This window comes from Bradyrhizobium sp. SK17 (assembly GCF_002831585.1).
GTDB lineage: Bacteria > Pseudomonadota > Alphaproteobacteria > Rhizobiales > Xanthobacteraceae > Bradyrhizobium.
The window spans coordinates 2,771,475-2,793,336 of record NZ_CP025113.1; the positions used below are offsets into that span (position 1 = coordinate 2,771,475).

General features: G+C 65.0%; 13 protein-coding genes and 1 tRNA gene. 10 read left to right on the plus strand and 4 right to left on the minus strand.

Translation table 11 applies throughout. From position 1 onward, the window contains the following. Window positions 1-23 precede the first annotated feature (23 nt). The 10 genes from CWS35_RS12965 (at window position 24) to CWS35_RS13010 (ending at window position 17,560) form a co-directional block, all read left to right on the plus strand. Window positions 24-662, plus strand: a complete 639-nt coding sequence (locus tag CWS35_RS12965) for a methyltransferase domain-containing protein (protein ID WP_100952095.1) — start codon at window positions 24-26, stop codon at window positions 660-662. A 53-nt stretch (window positions 663-715) separates the two neighbouring features. Beyond that, window positions 716-1,069, plus strand: coding sequence for a hypothetical protein (locus CWS35_RS12970; RefSeq protein WP_168226317.1), 354 nt, complete (start codon window positions 716-718; stop codon window positions 1,067-1,069). Window positions 1,070-1,185: 116 nt separating this feature from the next. Beyond that, window positions 1,186-1,262 (plus strand) — tRNA-Met (locus CWS35_RS12975). Window positions 1,263-1,681: 419 nt separating this feature from the next. Next, a complete protein-coding gene (locus tag CWS35_RS12980) occupies window positions 1,682-2,341 on the plus strand; it encodes an STN domain-containing protein (protein ID WP_245439050.1) in 660 nt (219 codons plus the stop codon). Then, complete coding sequence (locus CWS35_RS12985; RefSeq protein WP_100952097.1) at window positions 2,338-2,895, plus strand: RNA polymerase sigma factor; 558 nt, start codon at window positions 2,338-2,340, stop codon at window positions 2,893-2,895. The genes CWS35_RS12980 and CWS35_RS12985 overlap by 4 nt, the downstream gene beginning before the upstream one ends. Before the next feature lie 34 nt (window positions 2,896-2,929). Next, a complete protein-coding gene (locus CWS35_RS12990; protein WP_100952098.1) occupies window positions 2,930-3,916 on the plus strand; it encodes a FecR domain-containing protein in 987 nt (328 codons plus the stop codon). Between the two features lie 119 nt (window positions 3,917-4,035). Next, the gene (locus tag CWS35_RS12995) at window positions 4,036-7,500 is read left to right on the plus strand and encodes a filamentous hemagglutinin N-terminal domain-containing protein (protein WP_157817135.1); all 3,465 of its coding nucleotides are present in this window, start codon (window positions 4,036-4,038) and stop codon (window positions 7,498-7,500) included. Beyond that, on the plus strand, window positions 7,386-8,438 hold the full coding sequence (locus tag CWS35_RS38965) for a hypothetical protein (RefSeq protein ID WP_157817136.1): 1,053 nt from the start codon (window positions 7,386-7,388) through the stop codon (window positions 8,436-8,438). Before CWS35_RS12995 ends, CWS35_RS38965 begins: the two co-directional genes overlap by 115 nt. A gap of 2,722 nt (window positions 8,439-11,160) precedes the next feature. Further along, window positions 11,161-16,887, plus strand: a complete 5,727-nt coding sequence (locus tag CWS35_RS13005) for a filamentous haemagglutinin family protein (protein WP_100952101.1) — start codon at window positions 11,161-11,163, stop codon at window positions 16,885-16,887. Window positions 16,888-17,017: 130 nt separating this feature from the next. Beyond that, complete coding sequence (locus CWS35_RS13010; protein WP_100952102.1) at window positions 17,018-17,560, plus strand: RNA polymerase sigma factor; 543 nt, start codon at window positions 17,018-17,020, stop codon at window positions 17,558-17,560. Between the two features lie 32 nt (window positions 17,561-17,592). On the opposite strand, the gene CWS35_RS13015 is transcribed toward CWS35_RS13010, so the two are convergent. The 4 genes from CWS35_RS13015 to CWS35_RS13030 all read right to left on the minus strand — a co-directional run bounded on the left by CWS35_RS13015 (window position 17,593) and on the right by CWS35_RS13030 (window position 21,860). Next, window positions 17,593-18,525: a sugar-binding protein gene (locus CWS35_RS13015; protein WP_168226318.1), complete on the minus strand. Its 933-nt coding sequence runs from the start codon at window positions 18,523-18,525 to the stop codon at window positions 17,593-17,595. Between the two features lie 95 nt (window positions 18,526-18,620). Then, window positions 18,621-19,703, minus strand: a complete 1,083-nt coding sequence (locus tag CWS35_RS13020) for an ABC transporter permease (RefSeq protein WP_168226319.1) — start codon at window positions 19,701-19,703, stop codon at window positions 18,621-18,623. Next, on the minus strand, window positions 19,703-20,467 hold the full coding sequence (locus CWS35_RS13025; protein ID WP_100952105.1) for an ATP-binding cassette domain-containing protein: 765 nt from the start codon (window positions 20,465-20,467) through the stop codon (window positions 19,703-19,705). Before CWS35_RS13025 ends, CWS35_RS13020 begins: the two co-directional genes overlap by 1 nt. A 40-nt stretch (window positions 20,468-20,507) precedes the next feature. Beyond that, a complete protein-coding gene (locus CWS35_RS13030; protein ID WP_024582984.1) occupies window positions 20,508-21,860 on the minus strand; it encodes a carbohydrate porin in 1,353 nt (450 codons plus the stop codon). Window positions 21,861-21,862 lie beyond the last annotated feature (2 nt).

Genomic DNA, 21,862 nt, shown 5'->3' on the forward strand with positions numbered 1-21,862 from the left:
CAAAGCTGAATTCGGGGCAGGGAATGGCTGGGGACATCGACCGCGACGGGGTCGAAAAGGCGTATGGCCGCTGGGCACCGATCTACGATCTGGTGTTCGGCAAGGTGTTCGATCACGGCCGTCAATCGACCATCGCGGAAGCCGACCGGATCGGCGGACGCGTGCTCGATGTCGGCGTCGGCACCGGGTTGTCGTTGTCGGAATATGCGCGCACGACGCGGCTGTGCGGCGTCGATATTTCCGAGCCGATGCTGCGGCGGGCGCTCAAGCGCGTGCGTGCGCTGGGCCTCTCCAATGTCGAGACGCTGGCGGTGATGGACGCCAAGAACCTCGCATTTCCGGACGCATTCTTCGACGCGGTGGTCGCGCAATACGTCATCACCGCGGTGCCGGATCCCGAGGCGACGCTCGACGATTTCATTCGGGTGCTGAAACCTGGCGGCGAACTGATCCTGGTCAATCACATCGGCGCCGAGAGCGGGGCGCGCCGGGTCTTCGAACTGGCCTTCGCGCCGTTGGCGCGAAGGCTCGGCTGGCGACCGGAATTTCCGTGGGCGCGACTGACCGACTGGGCCGTCCGGCATGGCGGCGTCAGTCTCGCGGAACGCAGGCCGATGCCGCCGATGGGGCATTTCTCGCTGATCCGGTTCCGCAAATCGTGAGCCTGCGGCGATTTTGACGGGGAACATCGGCGCGTCGTTCCGGTTTTCTCGTCATGACGATCAACCGAACACTCGCTTTGTCCTGGGTGCTGATGCTGGCGCCGGCCGTGGCCGCGGCGCAGGCGCCGCCCGCGCCAGCCACGCCGCCGGCGCCGTCACGTACCGTCCAGAATCAGAATTGCGCGCCGCAGCAGCCGTCGCATCCGGGCGCGGCGGCTTCCGAGGGAACCACCACTGGACAGGGCGCCCAGCCGCTGGGCGACAAGCTTGCCAAATCCGACGGGGTGCTGTGCCCGCCGGCCGGCGTCGATCCCGAAATGCGTGCGCCGACCCCGCAGGGCGGCAACACGCCAGTGATTCCACCGCCCGGCAGCCCCGGCGGCGACCCGTCGGTCAGGCCAAAATAACCTCTCGCCGCAATAGTTTGCGGCCCCGTCCAGCTTTGCTTGACAGGCGCGCATGCCACTCTTTATATGCCGCGCGTTCGCAAGGAGCGGCTCCACGCCGCGATCCGCGAGCCCATGGCGGGGTAGCTCAGCTGGTTAGAGCACGGGAATCATAATCCTGGGGTCGGGGGTTCGAGTCCCTCCCCCGCTACCATGAGCCGCTCACTCAGCGATTTTCTCCGCCAAACCACGATGTCTTGCGCCGGCATTCGCCGTGGCGCCGATCTCGTCGAACCAATGAGCGGGCCGTTCACCGCGGTGGATCCGTCCCGTGCTCTGGAGCGCGACCTCTCCCCCGCTCGTCGCTTGACCACGTTCATGCTTCGATCTGCGCAAGCTTCAAGAACGTCCGTTGCGGACGCGCGCGGTTTGGGTAGCTCGTCAGATGCGGCTCGCTACGACAAGCGTTGAAGCGCAGTCGTTGCCGCAAATCCTGTTCGTGGCCTCTCGTCATGCCTTTGTCATCTGGCAGGGCTACCTGCCGTTGTGGTGGAGCCTTCCTCGGATCCCACAGAAATGGCAGTTGGGTTTTACTTGCCGGGATCGGTCCCAAGATGCGGTGCCTTGTTGGCGGTGATTGGTTTGGTTGTTGTGATTGCCGCCGTCATTCCGCAGGGCGTGTTGGCCACTGAGCCGCTCATCGAATTCGACATCCCGGCCGAGCCGCTTGACACGGCACTGACCGCTTATGGCGCGGCAACGCGCATGCAGTTGCTGTTCGATGCCGATATGACCGAAGGGCGGCGAACGAACGGGGTGAAGGGGGCCTTCACCGCCGAGGCCGCGCTTGCGCAGCTGCTTGCCGGAACCGGGATTGCTGCGCGGATGATCGGTAATGATGGCCTCACGCTTGTTCCCGAACTCACCGACGGAAACCGGCGCAGCACAAGCGACATGTCTCCGACGGTGCGGCGTTTCGACGCCTATTCGGCGCGGGTGCAAGACGCGCTGCGCAACGCGCTGTGCCGTCAAAGGGAGACGTTGCCCGGCTCGTATCGTGTGCTGGCGCGGGTCTGGATCGGGCAGTCAGGCACGGCCGAGCGCGCGGAACTCCTGACATCGTCCGGCGACGCCAAACGGGACGCGATGCTCGCGACAAGCTTTCGCGAACTCGTGGTTGGGGCAGCGCCGCCGAGCGATCTACCGCAGCCGGTCACCTTGCTCATCACGTCGGAAGCAATCGCGGACGGCTATTGCAAGGACGCCGCGCGAGGCCGCGAGGCGAGGCGATGACCGAGACCTTGCTGTCGGCGTTGCGTCGTCTTCTGATCGACGACTATCACGGCCTCAAGGAGCGGTTGGGCCGCCGGTTCGGCTCGTTCGATTTCGCCAGCGAGGTGCTTCACGAAGCATGGTTGCGGCTGCAACGCAGCGACGCCGGCGCGTCGGCAACCGTGGTGCAAAATCCAAGGGCCTATCTCTACAAGGTGGTCCTCAATGTGGCGACCGATCGCCAGCGCGCGGAACGGTCGCGGCTCGTTGTGGCCGATGTCGAGGCGATCCACTTGCGGGCTCAAGATGATCTCGATCCCGCGCGCATTGCCGAGGCGCGGCTCGAACTGGAAGCGCTGTCCGAGGCCATCAACGCCATGCCGCCGCGCCGGCGGGCGGTTTTCGTCGCGGCGCGGCTGGAAGGCCTGCCCTACAAGATGATCGCCGAGCGGCTCGGCGTGACGGTACGGGTGGTCGACCGCGAACTGGCGATCGCGCTGGATCACCTCAGTAAAGTTTGGAGAAAAGACGAAAGCGGGGGCGGAACGGGTGACCTGGGATCGTCTAGGACATGAGGCAATCGGCAGAGCGGATCGAACCAGGCAGGCCATGAGCATTCCACACCGAGATTCGGCGGGCAAAGCAGCGCTGCGGACGGAAGCGCTCGACTGGCTGCGCCGGCTCAACAGCGGTGAGGCCACCGGGGCTGACGTTCAGGCCTTTGATCGATGGCGTGAAAGCAGTCCCGCCCATGCCGCAGAGTTTGCCGAGGCGACATTGTTCTGGAATGTGCTCGGCGATGCCGCGCGCAAGGCGGAGGACGCCCGAGCGGCGCAGGCGGCCGTGTCGCAGCCGCAACGAATGCTCGCAAGGCGCGGCTTTCTCATCGGCGGGGCGGCGCTGGCGGCGTCGGCCGCGGGCGTGGTGGCGCTTCGGCCGCCGCTCGAACTGTGGCCATCCATCGCCGAACTCGCTGCAGATTATCGCACGAGCACGGGTGAACGACGAAAGATCGAGATCGGGAACCTGGCCGCGGTGGAGCTCAACACTCGGACCAGCCTAGATCTGCGTGCCCCGGTCGACGGTGGTGCTCAGATCGAGTTGATTGCGGGAGAGGCCGCAGTCTCCAGCCGCGGGACCGTCGACCGCGAACTGGTGGTGATCGCGGGCAATGGCCGTGTTGCCGCGCGCGAGGCTTCCTTCAACATCCGCAAGGACGGTGCCTCCGTCAGCGTGAGCTGTAGTGCCGGCGAGCTTGTGGTCAATTGCCAGCAGCGTGCGGTCACCATTCGGAATGGACAGCAGATTGTCTATGACGCTGGGGGTCCTCACGAAATTAGCGGAATCGACCCGGAGACCGTTGCTGCCTGGCAACGCGGATTGCTGATATTCCGCCGCGCGCCGCTGACCCAGGTGATCGATGAGGTGAATCGTTACCGCTCGGGGCGTGTCGTCCTGCTCGATGCGGCGCTCGGCCGACGTCTGGTGGTTGCAAGTTTCCGCCTCGACCGCATTGAGGATGCGGTTGATTTCATGTCGAAGGCGATGGGTATCCGGATTCGATCCTTGCCTGGTGGCGTCGTGCTGGTGGGGTGAGGGCTCGCAAGGCGGGGCGATCCCGTTCCCTGCAAAAAAAATCTGGAGCGTCGGTGGATTCCACGATCCGCATCCGTCTTCGCAGCGGATCGAAAATCGATATCGCTGAGAGGATCGGAATGCCCCATCGTCAAGCCACCCGAAGCAAGGTGCATCGCGCCACCCGCGCCTCTTCCATGGGGTCGACGATCCTCGGGGTACACCATGTGCTCTCGCGGCGGCTGCTTCTGACTGGAACAAGCGCGTTGGCGTTGATGTTGACCGCACCCCAGGCGGCGACGGCGCGGCCGTTTGGCAGCTATGCCACGATGACGGCGGCGCCTGCGGTCGCAAGTGATGCGGCAAGTCGCGCCGCTCAGCAGGCCACCGACGTCGCCAGGCAGAGCCAGGATGCGCTCATGCGTGCGGCAAGGGCGATCGAGGCCCTGCAAGCCGCCCAGGCCAGTGCACGCAACGCGGCGGCCGCCACGCAGCGTTCGAACGCCTTGCCCCAGGTGGTGGTGCCGAACGGTCTGACGCCCGGCGGCCTTCAGGTGGCGCCGGGCGCGACCGCGGGCTCGAGCCTGTGGCAGGGCGCCAATCTGCCGACACAGTCGGTCAGCGGCGGCCAGGCCACCGTCACCGTCGAGCAGACCGCCGCGCGGGCGATCCTCAACTGGCAGACCTTCAACGTCGGCAGCCAGACCACCCTCAACTTCAATCAGCAGGCGAGCAACTGGACCGCGCTCAATCGCGTGGGCGGCAATCTCGCTCCGAGCCAGATTCTCGGCCGTATCAATGCTCCCGGCCAGGTGCTGGTGATCAACCAGAACGGCATCATCTTCGGCGGCGCCAGTCAGATCAACGTCGGTTCGCTGATCGCTTCCACCGCCGCCATCACCGACCAGCAGTTCATCACCAATGGCATCTACTCGTCACAGAGCAACGCGAGCTACCTGCCAAGCTTCAGTGGGGCAGGCGGAAAGATCGTCGTCGAGAAGGGTGCATTGATCACGACCAATCCGCCGGTATCGAACACATCGGGCGGCGGCTTCGTGTTGCTGATGGGTAGCGAGGTCACCAATGCCGGCGCCATCACCACGCCCCAGGGGCAGGTCATGCTCTCCGCTGGCGACGACTTCATCCTGCGACCGGGGTACGGCACCAACGTCAACCAGTATTCGACGACTCGAGGCAACGAGATCGCTCCCTTGCTGCGCGCAGGCAGCGTCAGCGGCGCGGTCGGTAACACCGGTCTCATCTTGGCGCAGCGGGGCGACATCACGCTTGCCGGTCACGCCATCACCCAGGATGGGATCCTGCTCTCGACGACGTCGGTCAATCAGCGCGGAACCATCCATCTGTTGAACTCTGCCTCGGACGGCACCGGCAGCGTCACACTGACCGGCAACAGCATCAATTTGGTCCTGCCTGAGACTGATGCTGCGGCCGCGCTCGTGGCCGGCATCAATCCGAACGCCACCGCGTTGAATGCCCAGCGCGATAGTCTGATCGCGGCGTCGGGCGCCAACGGCCTCGCCACTGGCCTGTTCGACAATCTCTCGACGCTTGCCGATCGCAAGGACCAGTCTCGCGTCGAGATCGTCAGCGGCGGCATCGTGAATTTCCGGAATGGTTCGCTGACGATGGCCCAGGGCGGCCAGGTGGCGGTATCCGCCGGCAAGCGTGTCTTCGCCGAGACGGGATCGGTCATCGACGTGTCCGGTATGACCGGCACCGTGCTGGCGATGTCGACCAACGACATCTCCGTGAATATCCAGGGCAATGAGCTGCGCGACTCCCCGCAGAACCGCGACAGTGGGACACTGCTCAACAAGAATGTCTGGGTCGACGCACGCAATCTCGTTCTGGTGCCGGCGGGCACCGGAGGCTATGCCTCCGATCGCTACTACACCCCGGGTGGTCTGCTGGAAGTTTCCGGCTATCTCAGCAATACAGGGCATACAATCGGAGAATGGACCGCCGTCGGCGGTTCGATCACGCTATCCGCGCCGGAAGTCGTCGCCCAACGGGGCTCGATCTTCAACATCTCCGGCGGCGCTGTGCGCTATCAGGACGGCTGGATACGTCAGACCAATCTGCTCGGTAGCGACGGGCGAATCTACGACGCCAATAATGCACCGTCCGGTCTCACCTATGTCAGCCTGGCGAATGGCTTCGTCGTCAACCATCAACGCTGGAACGTCGTCGAGATCTATCTCAGTCCGTTCGGCAGGGGCAGCGTCCGCTGGGAGAGCGGCTACACGATCGGACGCGATGCCGGCCGGCTCAACCTCTCGACTCCGACCGCCGTCTTCGAAGGCGCGATCCTTGCCGATGTCATCGATGGAGAACGGCAGGCCACGGCGCGTTCAGCGGGCGTCACCGACGGCTACAAGTTGACGCAGACGACCGTGCCGCTGGCCGGTACGCTCGCGCTCGGGAAGTACACGGGCTTCGGTCTCACCGGCGCCTACAACACCAATGTCCGGTTCGGCAATGTGGCGCCAATCGGCGATGGAGTCGGTGCAACCGATGCGCTGCCGTCGAATCGTGCCGGAACCGCCTATTTCGATGCGCCGACGCTCAACAGTTTCGGGCTCGGCGGTCTCAATTTCGCAACCAGCAACCAGATCACCGGCGCTGCGCCACTGACGCTCGCGCCTGGAGGCCAGATCACCTTCGCGGCCCCGTCGATCGCCCTCAACGCTGACGTCACGGCCCATAGCGGCAGCATCACGCTCGGCAACATCATGCATGCGGTGCTGGCGAGCGGCCAGTTGGAGCAATGGTGGGCGCTGACGACGGGAAGCACGCCGGCCTCCGTGGCCATTGGTTCTGGTGTCACCGTCGACCTGTCGGGGTTGTGGACAAATGCGCAGATCGATCCGAGCAACACGTCCGGTCTTGGCTATCTCAACGGGGGGGCGCTGACCGTATCGACCACCGGCGGCATCACGCTTGCGAGCGGCAGCCTCGTCGATGTCTCATCCGGCGGCGCCATCGTCCTGAACAACAAGACGCGCGGCGGAACCGGCGGCAGCGTCAGCCTGATCACCAACGATTATTCCCACCTCGGGGCCACCAATTATTTCAGCACCGACCGCTCGGCGCCGCTGATTTTCGACGGCACCGTGCGCGCCTATGGCTTCAATGGCGGCGGCAACCTGACGCTCAATGCCGGTCAGACCATCGTCATCGGCGACGATGCGGCGCTCGCAGGCGGTACGCTCGCAGCGAATACGCCAGCCCGCATCAGTTTGAGGCTCAATCAGGACCTCGTCATCCCGACCGGCAGCAAGGTTCCTATCGACTACACCAACGCGCTGACGTCCGCGCCGCTCGATCAGCCGACATCGGTCGCGATCTCGCCGAATTTCGTGCCGAACTCGATCACGACCGCGGGCGCCTGGGTCGTTCCCGCGGGGTCTATGCGTTCAGCAGCACATTTGCATATTTCGGCACGGGACAAACGGTGCCGGCGGGTACGGTGCTTTTCTCGATCAGCCCGGTGCCGGCCGGCACGGTGCTGCCGTCGTCGGTGTTTCCCCAGAGCTTCACTGTCGTGCCGCAGGTTCTGGCCTCGTATCACGCCGGTGACCTGACGACTGCGCCTCTAACGCTGCCAGCGGGCACGCTGATTCCCGCCGGCACGGTGTTGCCGACTCCGGCGGCTATCAAGCCGGTGCTGACGCTGGACAGCGGCCTGCTGGCATCGGGTTTCACCAGCTATAATATCACCAGCGGCGCTGGCCTTCTCGTCACCGATGGCGCCAACCTGAAACCGGTGGTGCCGGTCTATCAGTTCGCTGCGACGTCGTTTGCTGCGCGGAGCGGAGGCGGATTGGCTGCCACTGCCGAGCTATGGCTGCCGCCCGCTTACCTGGATGATCCGGTCGCTGCCAAAGTCACACCGCGCATAGGTGCGGCCCTGACGCTTGCGAGCCTCGGCGATTTTACGCTGCAGCGAGAGGCTGCGATCGCTGCCGATCCTGGCAAGTCGGTCAGCATCCTCGCCAACGGCCAGACCACGATCGACGGTCGAATCACGGTTCCGGGCGGTACGATCAGCGTCAACAGCGTCGTGGACGCGGCGGGGCAGGCGCAGGTTGCCGGCCGCCACGGTAGTTTCTCGCTGACCCGCTCGGTCTGGATCGGCGAAGATGCCGTTCTCGACGTGTCAGGCACGGCCGTTATCGCGCAGGACCGATCGGGCCGCAGCTACGGCACGGTGAGCGACGGCGGTACCATTCAGCTCGGTGGCACGGGGTGGCTGATCAGGCCAGCGATGCCTTCGTCGTCATCCGCCCGGGCGCCCGGCTCGATGCCTCGGGCACGTCGGCGATCATCGATCTCTCCGCCGGGGCGTCGCCAAGCACGCCATCGCGTCCAAGGCTCGTCGCGAGCAACGGCGGCAGCATCGGGCTCTATTCCGACAACGGCATCTATCTTGACGGCGAAATGCGCGCCTCGGCGGGCGGCCCCGGAGCATCCGGCGGCACGCTCGCAATCAGTCTCGTCGGCCGCATCTACACCCCGCTGATTGCCGGGCCGCTGGCCCCTGACGGTATCGGTCTGATCCCCGATGCGATCCAGAAGCTGCACAACGTCACCATCGTCCAGAACAACCCATCGAGCGGATTGGCCGCGGATTTGACGCCGGGCAAAGCGGACCCGGCGCTGCAATTCGGCACCGCCGTGCTCGGCGTCGACCAGATTCATGCCGGAGGATTCGACTCGCTGTCGTTGCGCACGTCCGACCTGTTCGTCTTCAAGGGCGACGTCAATCTGGCGATGCGGCGCAGCCTCACGCTTTCTGGTGGCATCATCACCGCCTCGAGCGACACGCCCAACGCCGCTATTTCGCTTGCCGCACCCTATGTTCGGCTGGACGGCCGGATCGACAACAACCAGGCGTCACTTCAGCAGTATCAGCCTGGCCTCGGTGTCAGTGGACCGAGCCTCCGCAATGACAACAGCCTCCATATCGCGGCCGACCTGATCGATATCAGCGGCACTCTCCGCTTCGGTGCATTCGGCGCTCAGGGCAGCGGTGCGCTGCTCTATATCAGCGATACCAACAATATTCCGGCGCCGTTTACCGACCAGGGCACCCATACGTCGGGACCGCATCTCGTCAATGCACCGGGGTTCGACCAGATCACACTCCAGAGCTCCGGGGACATCCGGCTTGCCACCAGCGCGGTGGTGGCTCCCGGCGACCTGACCATTCAGGCAGCCCAGCTCTATCCGCTCAGCGGCGCCAACGCTGCAATCTACGTCGGCATGTATCTGCGGACCAACAATACCGGCGGGGTCTGGAGCCCCGCGCTCAAGCCTGATGCCGTGCTGACCATCCGCGGCAATGGCGGGGCTCTCCCCGCGGTGCCGGCTTCGGCATTCGGCCAACTGTCCTTTATCGGCGCCAAGATCGACCAGGGCGGCATCGTGCGCGCGCCGCTCGGTGCCGTGTTGTTCAATCCGCCGCTCATCTCGAACATAAATTACGACGATACCGTCACCAAGCCGACGACCGTGATCTTCCGATCCGGTAGCGTCACCTCCTCCAGCGCCAACGGGCTCACGATGCCGTTCGGCGGCACGCCGGATGGCATCACCTACCAGGGGGCCGGCACGCTGCTCGATCTCAGTTCGCTCGAGGTCCTGTCAGGGGGGCAATACCGCGTTGCGACCGGCATCTCCATAAGGACCAACTCGATGGTCGGCGAGCCCGGCGCCGTGCTCGACATGTCCGGTGGCGGGATGCTCGCCGGCGCCGGCTTCATCTCCGGCCGCGGCGGTTCGGTCAATGTCCTGGCGACGCCGCTGGCCAGCGCCAATCCGGCGAATGCCGGCTTTAGCTCGGCGGGCAACAAAGTCTACGCCATCCTGCCCGGCTACGCGTCGGCCTATGCGCCTTCGATCGCCTCCAATGGCGCGGGCGATCCCGTCGTCGGCCAGCAGGTCACGATCGGCGCCGGCGTGCCGGGATTGCCAGCAGGAACCTACACGCTGCTGCCGTCGAGCTACGCCTTGCTGCCCGGCGCGTTCCGCGTCGAACTCGGCGGCATCAACACGACGCTGACGGGAGCGGTCGGACTCGGCAACGGATCCTACGCGGCGACCGGAACGCTGGGAATCGCCAACACCGGTATCGTGAACGCGTTGGGGGCACAGCTCCTGCTCACGCCCGGTCGAACCGTCCGCAGCTACTCGCAATACAACGAGATGAGCTACAGCGACTTTGCGCGCAGCCAGGCGGCGACGTTCGGCGCAGTGCGTCCGCGTCTCCCGTCGGATGGCGGCGTGCTCTCGCTCAGTTTCGGCACTCCGCCGGACAGCGGCCAGTCACTGGCCTTCGCCGGCACGGCCCTGTTCAACGGCAGCGGTGACGGCATCACCGGCGGATTGATCGTCAACTCGTCGGCGCCAAGCAATATCATCGACATCACCGCACCTGACGCTGCTCCGATCGCCGGGCATACGTCGCTTTCGAGCGCGGACCTCAATGCGTTCAATGCCGGCTTGCTCGTCGTCGGCGGGCATTCCCTTTACTGGTTCGACCAAATCTACGGGCCCCGGATCCAGCTCAGCGGCAGCGGTACCGTCAACGTCCTCGACGGCGCGACGCTGCAAGCGGGCCAGGTCTTCCTCGTCGGCAACAACATCAATGTCGCCGGGACCACCACGATCGACACCCGCGGCAAGACCGGCGCGGTGATCGATTCGACGCTTGGCTACGTGTACAGCAATGCACAGAACGAGCAGTATCCGGGCGGGCCCGCCGTGCTCGCGGTCGGCAATGGCCGGCTGAACTTCCTGCCGATCGGCGGAACCGGCGCGATCTCGCTGGCGAGCGGCGCATCGCTGTTGACGGACGGCAGCATCGTACTCGGCGCGCCGGGACAGCTTAACATCGGCGACGCCAACTTCGGCGCACGCTATCTCGCAGTGACGCAGAACCAGATCAATATCGGCGATACGGCATCGCTCGTGGCCGCCCGGGCAGCTGGCGTGCTGCCGGCCGGCTGGACACTGACTCAGGTCGAACTCGACAGACTGCTGCGTCCGTCCACGACAGCGGGCGTGCCTGCACTCGAACAGTTGATCCTGACCAGCGGCAGCCTCAACTTCTTCGGCACCGCGTCGCTCGACGCCACTGGCGGACCGAACGGGAAGTCGTTGCAATTCGTGATCAATACCCCGGCGATCTACGGTCGCGGGGGAGCCAACGATCGCGCGACGATCATCGCCGATCGGCTGATTTGGAACGGAATCCGGACCGGCAGCCCGCCGGCCTATGGCAGCATGCCACCGCCCGCCGTGTTGCCGGGGGCGCCGGCACGGGCTCGGGGCAGTTCAACATCAAGGCCAACGAGATTCTGTTCGGCTACGATGCCGCGAGCCGGCCGACCGATGGTGCTACACTCAATCGGATCGCGCTCGGCTTCTCCACGGTCAATCTCGGCGCGGCGACACGTATCACTTCCAACGGCAACGGCACGCTCTCGGTCGGCCAGATCAGCGATGCCTCCGGGACCCTCGTCGGTGGTAACCTCAATCTGACGACGCCGCTGGTGACGGCAACCAACGGCGCGGTGCTGGACATCAAGGCCGGCGGCACGATCAATGCTGCGGCGCCTGCGGGCATGGTACCTGCCAATACCGCGGCCGTGACCGATCTCGGCGGCACCGTTTCTCTCTCCGGTGCGAGCGTGGTTCTCGACACAGCGGTGGCATTGCCGAGCGGCAAGCTGACGTTGAATGGGACCAACGATGTGGCGCTCGGCAGCAACGCCCATATCGATCTTGCCGGCCGCAGCATTGCTTTCTTCGACGTCACGAAGAATAGCTGGGGCGGCACCCTGGTGATGAGCAGCGGGCAGGCGAACATCGTCCAGTCTGCGGGCTCGGTGATCGATGTGTCCGCCGTCAACAACGTCGGCGGCAGCGTCAGCGCGACGGCCGGCAATGGCGCGGTGCTGTTCGGTGGTCAGGTGCTGGGTGGCAGCAGCGGCGGTTATACCAGCGGCGCGTTCCTGGCGACGGGCCAGAGCATCGGCAATTTCGCCGCGCTCAATACGATGCTGAATGCGGGCGGGGTGTTCGGATCGCGTGCCTTCGACATCAAGCAAGGCAGCCTCGTCGTCGGCGACGAGGTCAAAGCCGGCAGCGTCACGATCTCGCTCGATGGCGGATCGCTTGTCGTCAACGGGAAGATCGACGCCAGCGGCACATCGCCTGGCACGATCCGCCTCTCGGCGCGCGACACTCTCGACCTCACCGGATCGGGCGTGCTCGATGCGCATGGCACCGTGCTCAAGACCGACAGTTACGGTCAGCCGATCGCGGCCAGCAACCGCGGAACCGTCGAACTGACCACCAGCCGGGGCACGTTGCTGCTCGATGATGGTGCACGCATCGACGTCAGCGTCACCTCGCCACAAGGCGCGTTGCTCGCCTCCTATGGACAAGTCAACCTCAATGCGCCGCGCACCGGCGGTGCGGGTGGGTCGGGTGACGGTGCCAACGACGTTGCCATCAATGCGCCCCGTGGCGTGACCGTCACCGGCGCGGCGAGCATCGCGGTCAACGCGTTCCGGACCTACACGCTGCCCGGCGGCAGCACCATCGATCAAGCCTATCTCGTTGCGCGCGACGCCGAGAGCACCGCGTTCATCAACGCGGCCCTGGCGAACAGCAGCCTGCTGCAGCGTCTTGCCGGACTATCGAGCTATTCCGGCGCGTTCCATCTGCGCCCCGGTGTCGAAATCCGATCTGACGGCGATCTTTCGACTGCCGGTGATCTCGATCTCTCCGGGTTCCGCTACGCCGGCCTCAATCCGTTCACTCAGAAGACCGGGGTCCTGGGCTCGGGCGAGCCGGGTGTGCTGGTCGTCCGCGCCGGCGGCAACCTCAAGATCAACGGCAGCGTCAACGATGGGTTTGCGCGGCCGCCGGCTTCACCCGATAGCTTGAAAGTCCTGTTCTCCGGGACGCTGGATTCCGACTACACCGTCCAAACTGTCGGGGCGACATTGTCCGCCGGATCGTCGATTCCAAGCGGCAGCACGATCAACATCCCGCTGACCCTCCCGGAAGATACTTATCTCAACCAGGATCCCACTGCCGCGCATCCTTTCCCTGTTGACGTCGTGCTCTCCGATCCATTCCAGCCAGCCTTTTCGGGGCGGCGCGTGTTCGGAACGATCTACAATCCCGACGGGAGCGTCCTCTATAGATCCGGTGACCGGATTTCCACCGCCATCACCTGGCAGATTGGAACCAGGATCGCGGCTGGCACCTACTTCTCAAGCTCTCTGCTCGTTATCGGGGCGTACATCCAGTCGGTGACCCTGCCGCCCAATGCCGACCTTACCCTCTTCAACGGCTATACTTTCGCCCAGAATGTCTCGCTGCCGATCGGCACGATTCTGCCTGCCGGCATGAGTGTCGGGTCGTTGACCGCGGCGGGTGACCGTCAGGTATGGGCCATCGCGCCGATGCTCGCGCCGGGCACGCAATCCTGGTCGATGCGCCTGGTCGGCGGCGCCGATCTCGCAGGCGTGGACAGCCGCGCCTTGCAGTCAGTCTCGACGCTGTCGGGCAGCGGCAACGTCGTGCTGAACGATCCCTTCAACGTCAACCTGGCCGGCACGGGAAACCCGAGCCCGGGTGTCAGCGTGGTGCGCACCGGCACCGGCAGTCTCGAGATTCTCGCCGGCGGCAACTATCAGCAGACCTCGCCATTCGGCGTCTACACGGCAGGCACGGCGATTACCGTCGACGCTGCGTACAATCTCGGCCGCGCAACGTTGCCCGATGGCTCGGTGATGGGACAGGCCAATGCGGCTTACGAGCCGACGCTCAATCCGCAACGCATGTACTACACCGACGGCGGCGGCGACGTGCTGCTGGCAGCGCAAGGCGACGTTGGTGGCAATCTGCCGCCGGGCGCGACCGCAGTGGGCAATTGGCTGTGGCGTCAAGGCGGCGCCACGCTCGGGCAGGCGACCGCGTGGGGCGTCAATTTCGGTAGCTATGTGGCGACGTCCAACTATCCGGGGCCGCAGCCGGCGCTGTCCGCCTTCGCCGGAGTCGGTGCGTTGGGAGGCGGCAATGTCACGGTCACTGCGGGGCACGACATCGGGGATGCCGGGCAGGGCATCATCGTCGCAATCGGCGGCAGCGGCCGCGTGTTGGGCGATGGCAGCCTCGCGCAAACCGGCGGCGGTTCGCTGAAGGTGGCGGCCGGCAGCAATGTCGGTACCGGCGGCAACCAGTTCGTCAACCTGCGCGGCGACACCAGCGTCGATGCGGGGGCCTTTGGTACCCTGACCGGAACAAACTTCGGCGTTAGTCTCGCTGATCCGCGCCCCGCCAACCCGCTGATACCCTATGGGATGGTTGCAGTCGCTGGTGGCTCGTTTGCGCCAGGCGACGGAACCATTGCCGTTCGCGCGCGCGGCGACCTCGCGATGGGGACTATCGATGACCTGGGTCGTGGCCTGCTGTCTCAGAACGCGAGCGCTGGCGGCAATGGCCTGCAGACCGCGTCGTGGTTCACGCTCTGGACGGGAACGACTGCGGTCAACCTGTTTGCCGCGGGCGGCAATCTCGCGCCGCTGTCCTCCGACCAGGGCGTCTCCAGAATCGGACTGTCGACCACGTCGGTGCTGCCGCCGATCCTGCGCGCGGTTGCCGGCAATGGCAGCATCTACCTGACGCCGGTGGATGCCGCCAGCAGCACCCAGATGCCGTCTCCCCAGGGCGAACTCGATCTGCTCGCTGCCGGCAAGATCATCGCATCGTCGAACGGACTGTTGGGCCCATCAGCGACCTCGTTGTCGAGCCTGGCGACGCCGTTCAATCCCGGCTGGCTGTCGTCGCAGGCTGATAGTTCCGGCGGCACGCAGATCACTGCGTCAAACTTCTGGGGCAAATTTTCCCAGCCTCTCGACGGCATGTCGGGCGCCGGCCTGCCGCTGTATGCCTTCGGCCCGAACACCGTGACCGACGCCACCGCTTTCGGCGGCGCGGACATCGTCTCGCATGTCTACGCGGTCGGCGGCGACGTTCTCAATCTCAGATATGGGGCGACCTATGTCGGTCTCGCCTTTATCGGCAATCAGAATGTCAGCACGACGTTCTATCGGGCGATGAAGCCGGTGCAGATCCTCGCCGGTGGCGACATCGTGAATCTGAACGGCATGATCCTTCACGATAGCCCCTCGGACATGTCGTTGATCGCTGCCTCCGGCAACATCATCTATGCCGGCATCAACGACTTCCTCGACGACAGCACTGGCAGACGCTCCGTGCCCGGTCTCCGCGTTTCAGGTCCCGGCTCGCTGTCGCTGGTTGCGGGGAAGAACCTCTATCAGGGAGCGACCGCAAGCGTTGAAGGTCTTGCCTCCCTGATCTCGGGCAGCACGACCCCGGTGGCTGCGGTGTCGCTGCTGGCCGGCGTCGGCCCCGGCGAGCCGGGTGTTGGCCAGATCAACTATGCGGGGTTTGCCGCCCGCTATCTCGATCCCGCGAACGCGGCCGATCCCTCGAAGCCGCTGGCCGGCCAGCCGGGCAAGGCTATTCAGACCGCGGACACAGTCGCCACGCTCAAGGATCTGGCGGTCTGGTTGAAGAGCGCCGCCGGCTACACCGGCGACGAAAGCGGCGCGCTGGCGTTCTTCAGCGGCCTGCCGGCGTCGCAGCGGGCGCAGTACCCGACCAGCACGCCGCTTTATGCCTGGCTCAAGAGCACCGGTTATGCCGGTACGCAAGGCGACGCGATCGCCTATTTCCTCGGCAGCAGCGCGTTGCAGAGCCGCTTTACCTACAATGCGATGCTCTACGGCTGGCTACAGGTCAACTACGGCTACACCGGCGATCAGGACGGCGCACTCGGCTTCTTCCGTAGCGCGCTCTCGCTGCAACAACAGGCGACGTTCGATCGCATGGTCTACTTCGCGGAATTGACGGCGAGCGGCCGGGAGTACAACGACGCCAGTGGTCTGCGTCCGGGAAGCTATCTGCGCGGGCGCGACGCGATCGCGGTGCTGTTTCCGAGCCAGGGCGCCGGCGGGCAACCGCAAAGCTACCAAGGTGACATCACCTTGTTCAGCGCGCTCGATGCCAATGGCAGATCCCTCAGCGGCTTCGTCCGCACCGGACCCAGCAATGGCAGCGATGGCGGCAGCATCCAGTTGATGGCGCCGGGCGGAAAGGTGCTGGTCGGCACCGAAGGCGTGACACCCACGTCGGATGCGGGCCTCGTCTCGCTGGGGCAGGGTGGCGACATCGGCATCTATGCGCAGGGTAGTATCCTGCTCGGGCAAAGCCGCGTCATGACCGTCTATGGCGGCAACATCAGCGCCTGGTCGGCGGAGGGCGACATCAACGCCGGCCGCGGCTCCAAGACCACCGCGATCTACACGCCGCCAAACCGGACCTATGATCCTTACGGCGGTGTGCAATTGACCCCTGTGCCGCCGGTGTTCGGCGCGGGTGTCGCCACCATCCAGCAAGTTCCGAGCGTAAGACCGGGCAATATCGACCTCGTCGCGCCGCTTGGCAGCATCGATCTCGGCGAGGCCGGCGTCCGCGTCTCCGGCAACGTCAACCTGGCTGCGTTGCAAATCATCAATGCGACCAACATCCAGGTACAGGGCGTGTCGTCGGGCCTGCCGGTCGTCACCGGTCCGCCGGTCGGTGCGCTGACCTCCGCAAACAACACGACTGCGGCGTCTCAGCAGGCGCAGCCCGCGGCACCTGCTGCCAACAGTCAGCCCTCGATCATCATCGTCGAGGTGCTTGGCTATGGCGGCGGAGCCGACGGCGAGACGTCCCCGGAGGACAAGCGGCGGCCGCCACCGGCCGAGCAACGGAGCTACAATCCCAACGATCCCCTCAAAGTGGTCGGCTACGGCCCGCTCACCGACATCGACACGCGAGGCCTCACGGACGAAGAGAAGCGCAAGCTTGTTCCGCAGTGACGCCGGGGTGTCTTCCGTTCCGATTGAATCGGAACGGGGCTCTGGATTGTTGGACTGACGCGTTTCCTTCCCGCGAACCGCTGTCCATTTCGCGGGAAGGCGCTCTAAGAGGCAGGCAGGGGCTTCGAACGTGGGTGATGTCAATCAGGCCAGGCTGCGCGACCAGTTGGTGGAGAACTATGGCGGGCTCATTACAAGGCTGACGCGCCGCCTGGGATCCTCCGACTTCGCCCATGAAGCGCTGCACGAGACATTCCTGCGGCTGGATCGGGTCACGGAAGCGGAGCCGGTGCGCAGCCCGAACGACTATCTGTTTCGCATCGCTATCAATGTCGCCAAGGATCGCCACCGGGCGCAGAATTATCGCGTCGGCGTGTCCGACGTGGAAGCAATATTGGATATCTGCGATGATCAGCCCGACGCCACGAGGGTGGTCGAGGCGCGCTCGGAGATCGCAGCCTTGAAGCGCGCGTTGGCCGAGCTTCCGGAGCGGCCGCGTCGCGTGCTCGAGGGCATTTCGATCGAGGGCCGCACAGCGCATGACGTGGCGGATCACCTGCGGGTCAGCCTTCGGACGGTCGAGAATGATCTCCGGCTGGCCTTGCGGCATTGTGCGGCCGCTCTTGGCCGCACCGTGGTCCGCCGCTCCGGTGGGCCGAGGTTGCGTCCGTGACGGGTGGCGCAGCCTCTACCGAACCTGCGCGGCTACTTCAACATCGCCGCGACATTGTCCTTGGTCACGACGTCCAGACCGGTGTGGATGATCTCCGGCACCTTCTGGCCTTTCTTGATCGCCAGCAGGGTGTCCATCGCCTTTCCGCCCATCTCGAATGGGCGCTGGCCGATCAGTGAGTTGGCATAACCCTCGTTGAGCAACTCGAGTTGCATCCTGAGGGTGTCGGCCGCGACGAGTGTGAACTTGCCGGCGTCGAGATCCTTCTTGCTCTTGCTGACGAATGCCTTGAAGCCTTCCGGCGCGAACATCGGCCAGCCGCCGACCGGGATGATCGCTGCGAGGTCTGGGGTCGCCGTGCGCAGATCGGTCATCTGCTGTACGGCAAGCGCGGGGTCGTCGTTGCAGAAGGTCGGCGAGCCCCCGACCTCGGTCCACTTCGAGCCCTTGAGCGCCTCACGAACACCGTCGACGCGCTCGGCCAGGTTCTCCGCGCCGGGCCCGCCCGAGATCAGCGCGTACTTGCCGCCACCAGGCCGGAGCTTGAGCAATTGCTTGCCGAGCGCGACGCCGAACTCCCTGTTGTCGGTGCCGATATAGGCAATCCGCTTCGAGCCCGGCGCGTCCGAATCGAACGTGATGACGGGAATGCCGGCCGCGGTTGCCGCCTCGATCGACTTGGTCATAGCCGCGACATCGGCGACCGAGATGGCCAGGCCGTCGACCTTCTGGGTGATGAAATCCTGGATGATCTGCGCTTGCGTCGCCGGCTCGTGCTCGACCGGACCTTTGTAGATGCATTCGACGTTGCCGAGTTCCTTGGCGCGCTTCTGGCAACCGTCGCGCGCGAAATCGAAGAACGGATTGTTCATCGCCTTGGGCACGATCACGAACTTGTAGTTCTGCGCAAATGCTGGCGTGGCCATCACGGTGAGGACAGCGGCGGCAAGGAGTGCTCTTCTCATTGTACGTCCCTCCATAGCTTTTGCGTCTATCGCTTGCGGTCGGTGGCTACGGGAGGCGGATAGACGTTCATTTCGTTATCCTCCCGGGAAAATCTTCATGCCATGCGCGAACGGAGACGATCGACCAGCACCGCTGCGATGATGATCACGCCGACCAGGGTCTGCTGCCAATAGGAGTTGACCTGCGCGAGCACCAGCCCGTTGCGGATCACCTCGAGCAGCATGCAGCCGACGATCGCCCCGAGCGGGCCGCCGAGTCCGCCGGCGAGATTGGCACCGCCGATCACGGCGGCGGCGATGACGTTGAGCTCGTAGGACGACGCCATGTTCGCTGGTGCAGATCCCAGCCAGCCGCAGATGATGATACCCTGCAGACCCGCTGCGAGTGCGCAGATCACATAGACCTCGATCTTGACCCGCACGACCGGAATGCCGGTCAACGCGGCCGCCTTCTCGTTGCCGCCCAGCGCAAAAACGTGACGGCCGAAGCTGGTGTGGTGCAGCACGACCGCCATCGCCACCGCGAGGATCACGAGGTAGATGAACGGCGCGGGCAGGCCGAATACGACGCCCGACGTCAGCTCGTAGAAATAATCGGTGTCGGGACCGCTCGGAAAGCTGCCGCGGCCGTTGGAGACGACGTAGCCGAGGCCGCGCACGATCGAGAGCATGCCGAGCGTGGTGACGAACGACGACAGCCCGAGCACAGCGATGCAGAAGCCGTTGACGAGGCCGACCACGAGCGCAACGCCGAGTCCCGCGAGGACCGAGACCAGCAGGATCAAGCCGGGCAGGTTGGCGATCACGGTCTTGCCGTCGCCAGCCAGATGCACGAACCACCCGGCGCCCGGCAGGCCCAGTGTCGATATCTGCGTCATGACCATCGAGGTGATCATCGCGGAAAAGCACATCACCGAGCCCACCGAGAGGTCGATGCCGCCCGTGATGATGACGAAGGTCACGCCGAGCGTGGCGATCGCGATGAAGGAGAAGTTCTTCGCCACATTCTGGATGTTTCCTTCAGTGAGGAAATATGGGCTGGCGAAGTTCATCACCACGAACAGCGCCACCAGCGCGAGCAGGACGTAGCCGGTCTGCGACGCCAGGAAGCCGCTCTGCCACCATTTGGTCTTGCCGACGTTGCTGAAGGTAACGGGAGATTCCACCGGCGTGGCCATCACGCAGCCTCCTTCGCTCCCGTGATCAGGGAGGTGACTTCCTCGGGGCTGCTGTCGCCGATCGCTTTGTCGGCCCGCTTCTCGCCGCGGCGCATGACGACGACGCGATCGCAGACTGCGAAGACGTCGGGCATGCGGTGCGAGATCAGCATGACCGCAACGGCTTGCTCCTTGAGGCGATGGATCAGGCTCAGGACCTGTTCGACCTGGCGGACCGAGATCGCCGCGGTCGGCTCGTCCATCATCACCAATCTGGCGTTGGAGAGCCGCGTCCGCGCGATCGCGACCGCCTGACGCTGGCCGCCCGACATCTGCCTGACGAGATCGTCCGGGCGCGTCTCCGAACGCAGTTCCGCGAACAGTTCGCGCGCACGTGCCGCCATCGCCTTGTGGTCGAGCAAGGCGAACGGACCGAGCCTGCGCTTGAGCTCACGGCCGAGGAAGACGTTGGCCGCGGCCGTGAGATTGTCGGCCAGCGCGAGGTCTTGATAGACCACCTCGATGCCGACCGCGCGGGCGTCGATCGGCCGGGCGAAATGAACCGCCGTGCCGTCGAAGCGGATCTCGCCCTGACTTGGCGGGAAATTGCCGGCGATGATCTTGACCAGCGTCGACTTGCCGGCGCCGTTGTCGCCCATCAGGCCAACCACCTCTCCGGGAGCGATGCGGAGGTCGACGCCATGCAAAGCACGAATGGCGCCGAATTCCTTGCCGATTCCCTTCAACTCCAGGACCGGCAGTCCGGCGTCGGGAGGGATCACCATGGTTGGCCTCGCTCAGGCATGCTGGCAGACCGCCGCCGGATCAGAAGTGCACCAGCGTGCGCAAGCCGAGAATCCAGGCATTGTCGGTCTTCACGCCGGCCGCATTGTATCCGCGCCCGCCGGGATTGATCACGTACTGGGCGTCGAACTTGAGGTTCATCCAGCCGGTCGCCTGCCATCCATACCAGGCTTCGATCGGAACTTCGTTGCCGCCGGCATTGGGTGTGAGGGCGGCGGAATTCACGTGGGTCGTGCCCACCGCGAAGCCGACTTCGTCGTCCGGGCGCCATGAGAACGTTCCGGTGTGCCTGAAGCCCAGTGCGATCTGGTAGTCCTGATAGGAGGTCCGATGATCGGCGACGGTGGTATTGAGGAAGGTGTACCAGCCCTGTGCCTTCGGGCCGTCGACGGTCAGCCGTTGCAGGATCGATTCATAGACGCCGTAGCGGCCGCGTGAATCTCCCAGATTCTGATCCGAGACGCCACCGATGCCCGGCGCGATCGCGATGATCCCCGGCAGGCCGCCGTCGATCGTCGAGGCGCTGTCATACCAGCCGCCGAAGCGCCACGTCCCGTTCAACGGACCGCTCGGCGCCCAGACCAACTCGACCGGCACCAGCACACCCGATGCACGGCTCGAACCGGGGACGCCGGGCAGGAAATAGGTCGCGGAGTCCGACGTCGTCAAATAGTTCGGGTTGGCATCGTAGACACCGACCGACAACTGGAATTCCTTGGCGAAGTTGTAGTGGACCACACCGGCCCATTGGCTCACCGGCCAGTTGTAGATGTAGCCACCCTGGATGTTGCCGGGCTGGCCGCCGCAGAAGGTCAGGTTGATGAATTCGCAGAGGCCGAAGAAGAAGTCCGAGCCGACCGGCAAGCGGCCGCCCTTCAGTTCGAGGCGGTCGTCGAACAGCTTCTGCGAGTAATAGAGCTCGGTCAGGCGCAGGATGCTGCCGCGGCCGAACACTTCATTGGTCAGTTGCAGGGCCGGAATGCCTGCCTCGTCGTTGAGGTTGCGGCCGAAGCGGTCGACCAGCGTCAGGCCGACCGTGCCGCCCTGGATGCCGGCAAGCTTCGCCATGTCGAACTTGGCCTGGAAGAACAACTGCCCGGCCTGCGTCGCGGTGTTCCTGTTGCCGCCCGACAGGTTGCCGACGGCTTCGTCACCCAGCGTCAGGGCAAGCGAGATGCCGCGGTCCTTGAGCTGCGTCCTGCCGAGATCGCCGAACAGATACGGCCGCGTCCAGAAATCGTCGGTCTCGGTATAAGGCACAGGCGGAGCCTTGGTGAACAGATCGGCCGCATGCGCGCCGCCGCCGCCGAACAGAGATAACAAGGCGATCCCCACGCCGCACGCCCGCGCGGTGGCTACTGACCTAAGTGACATTT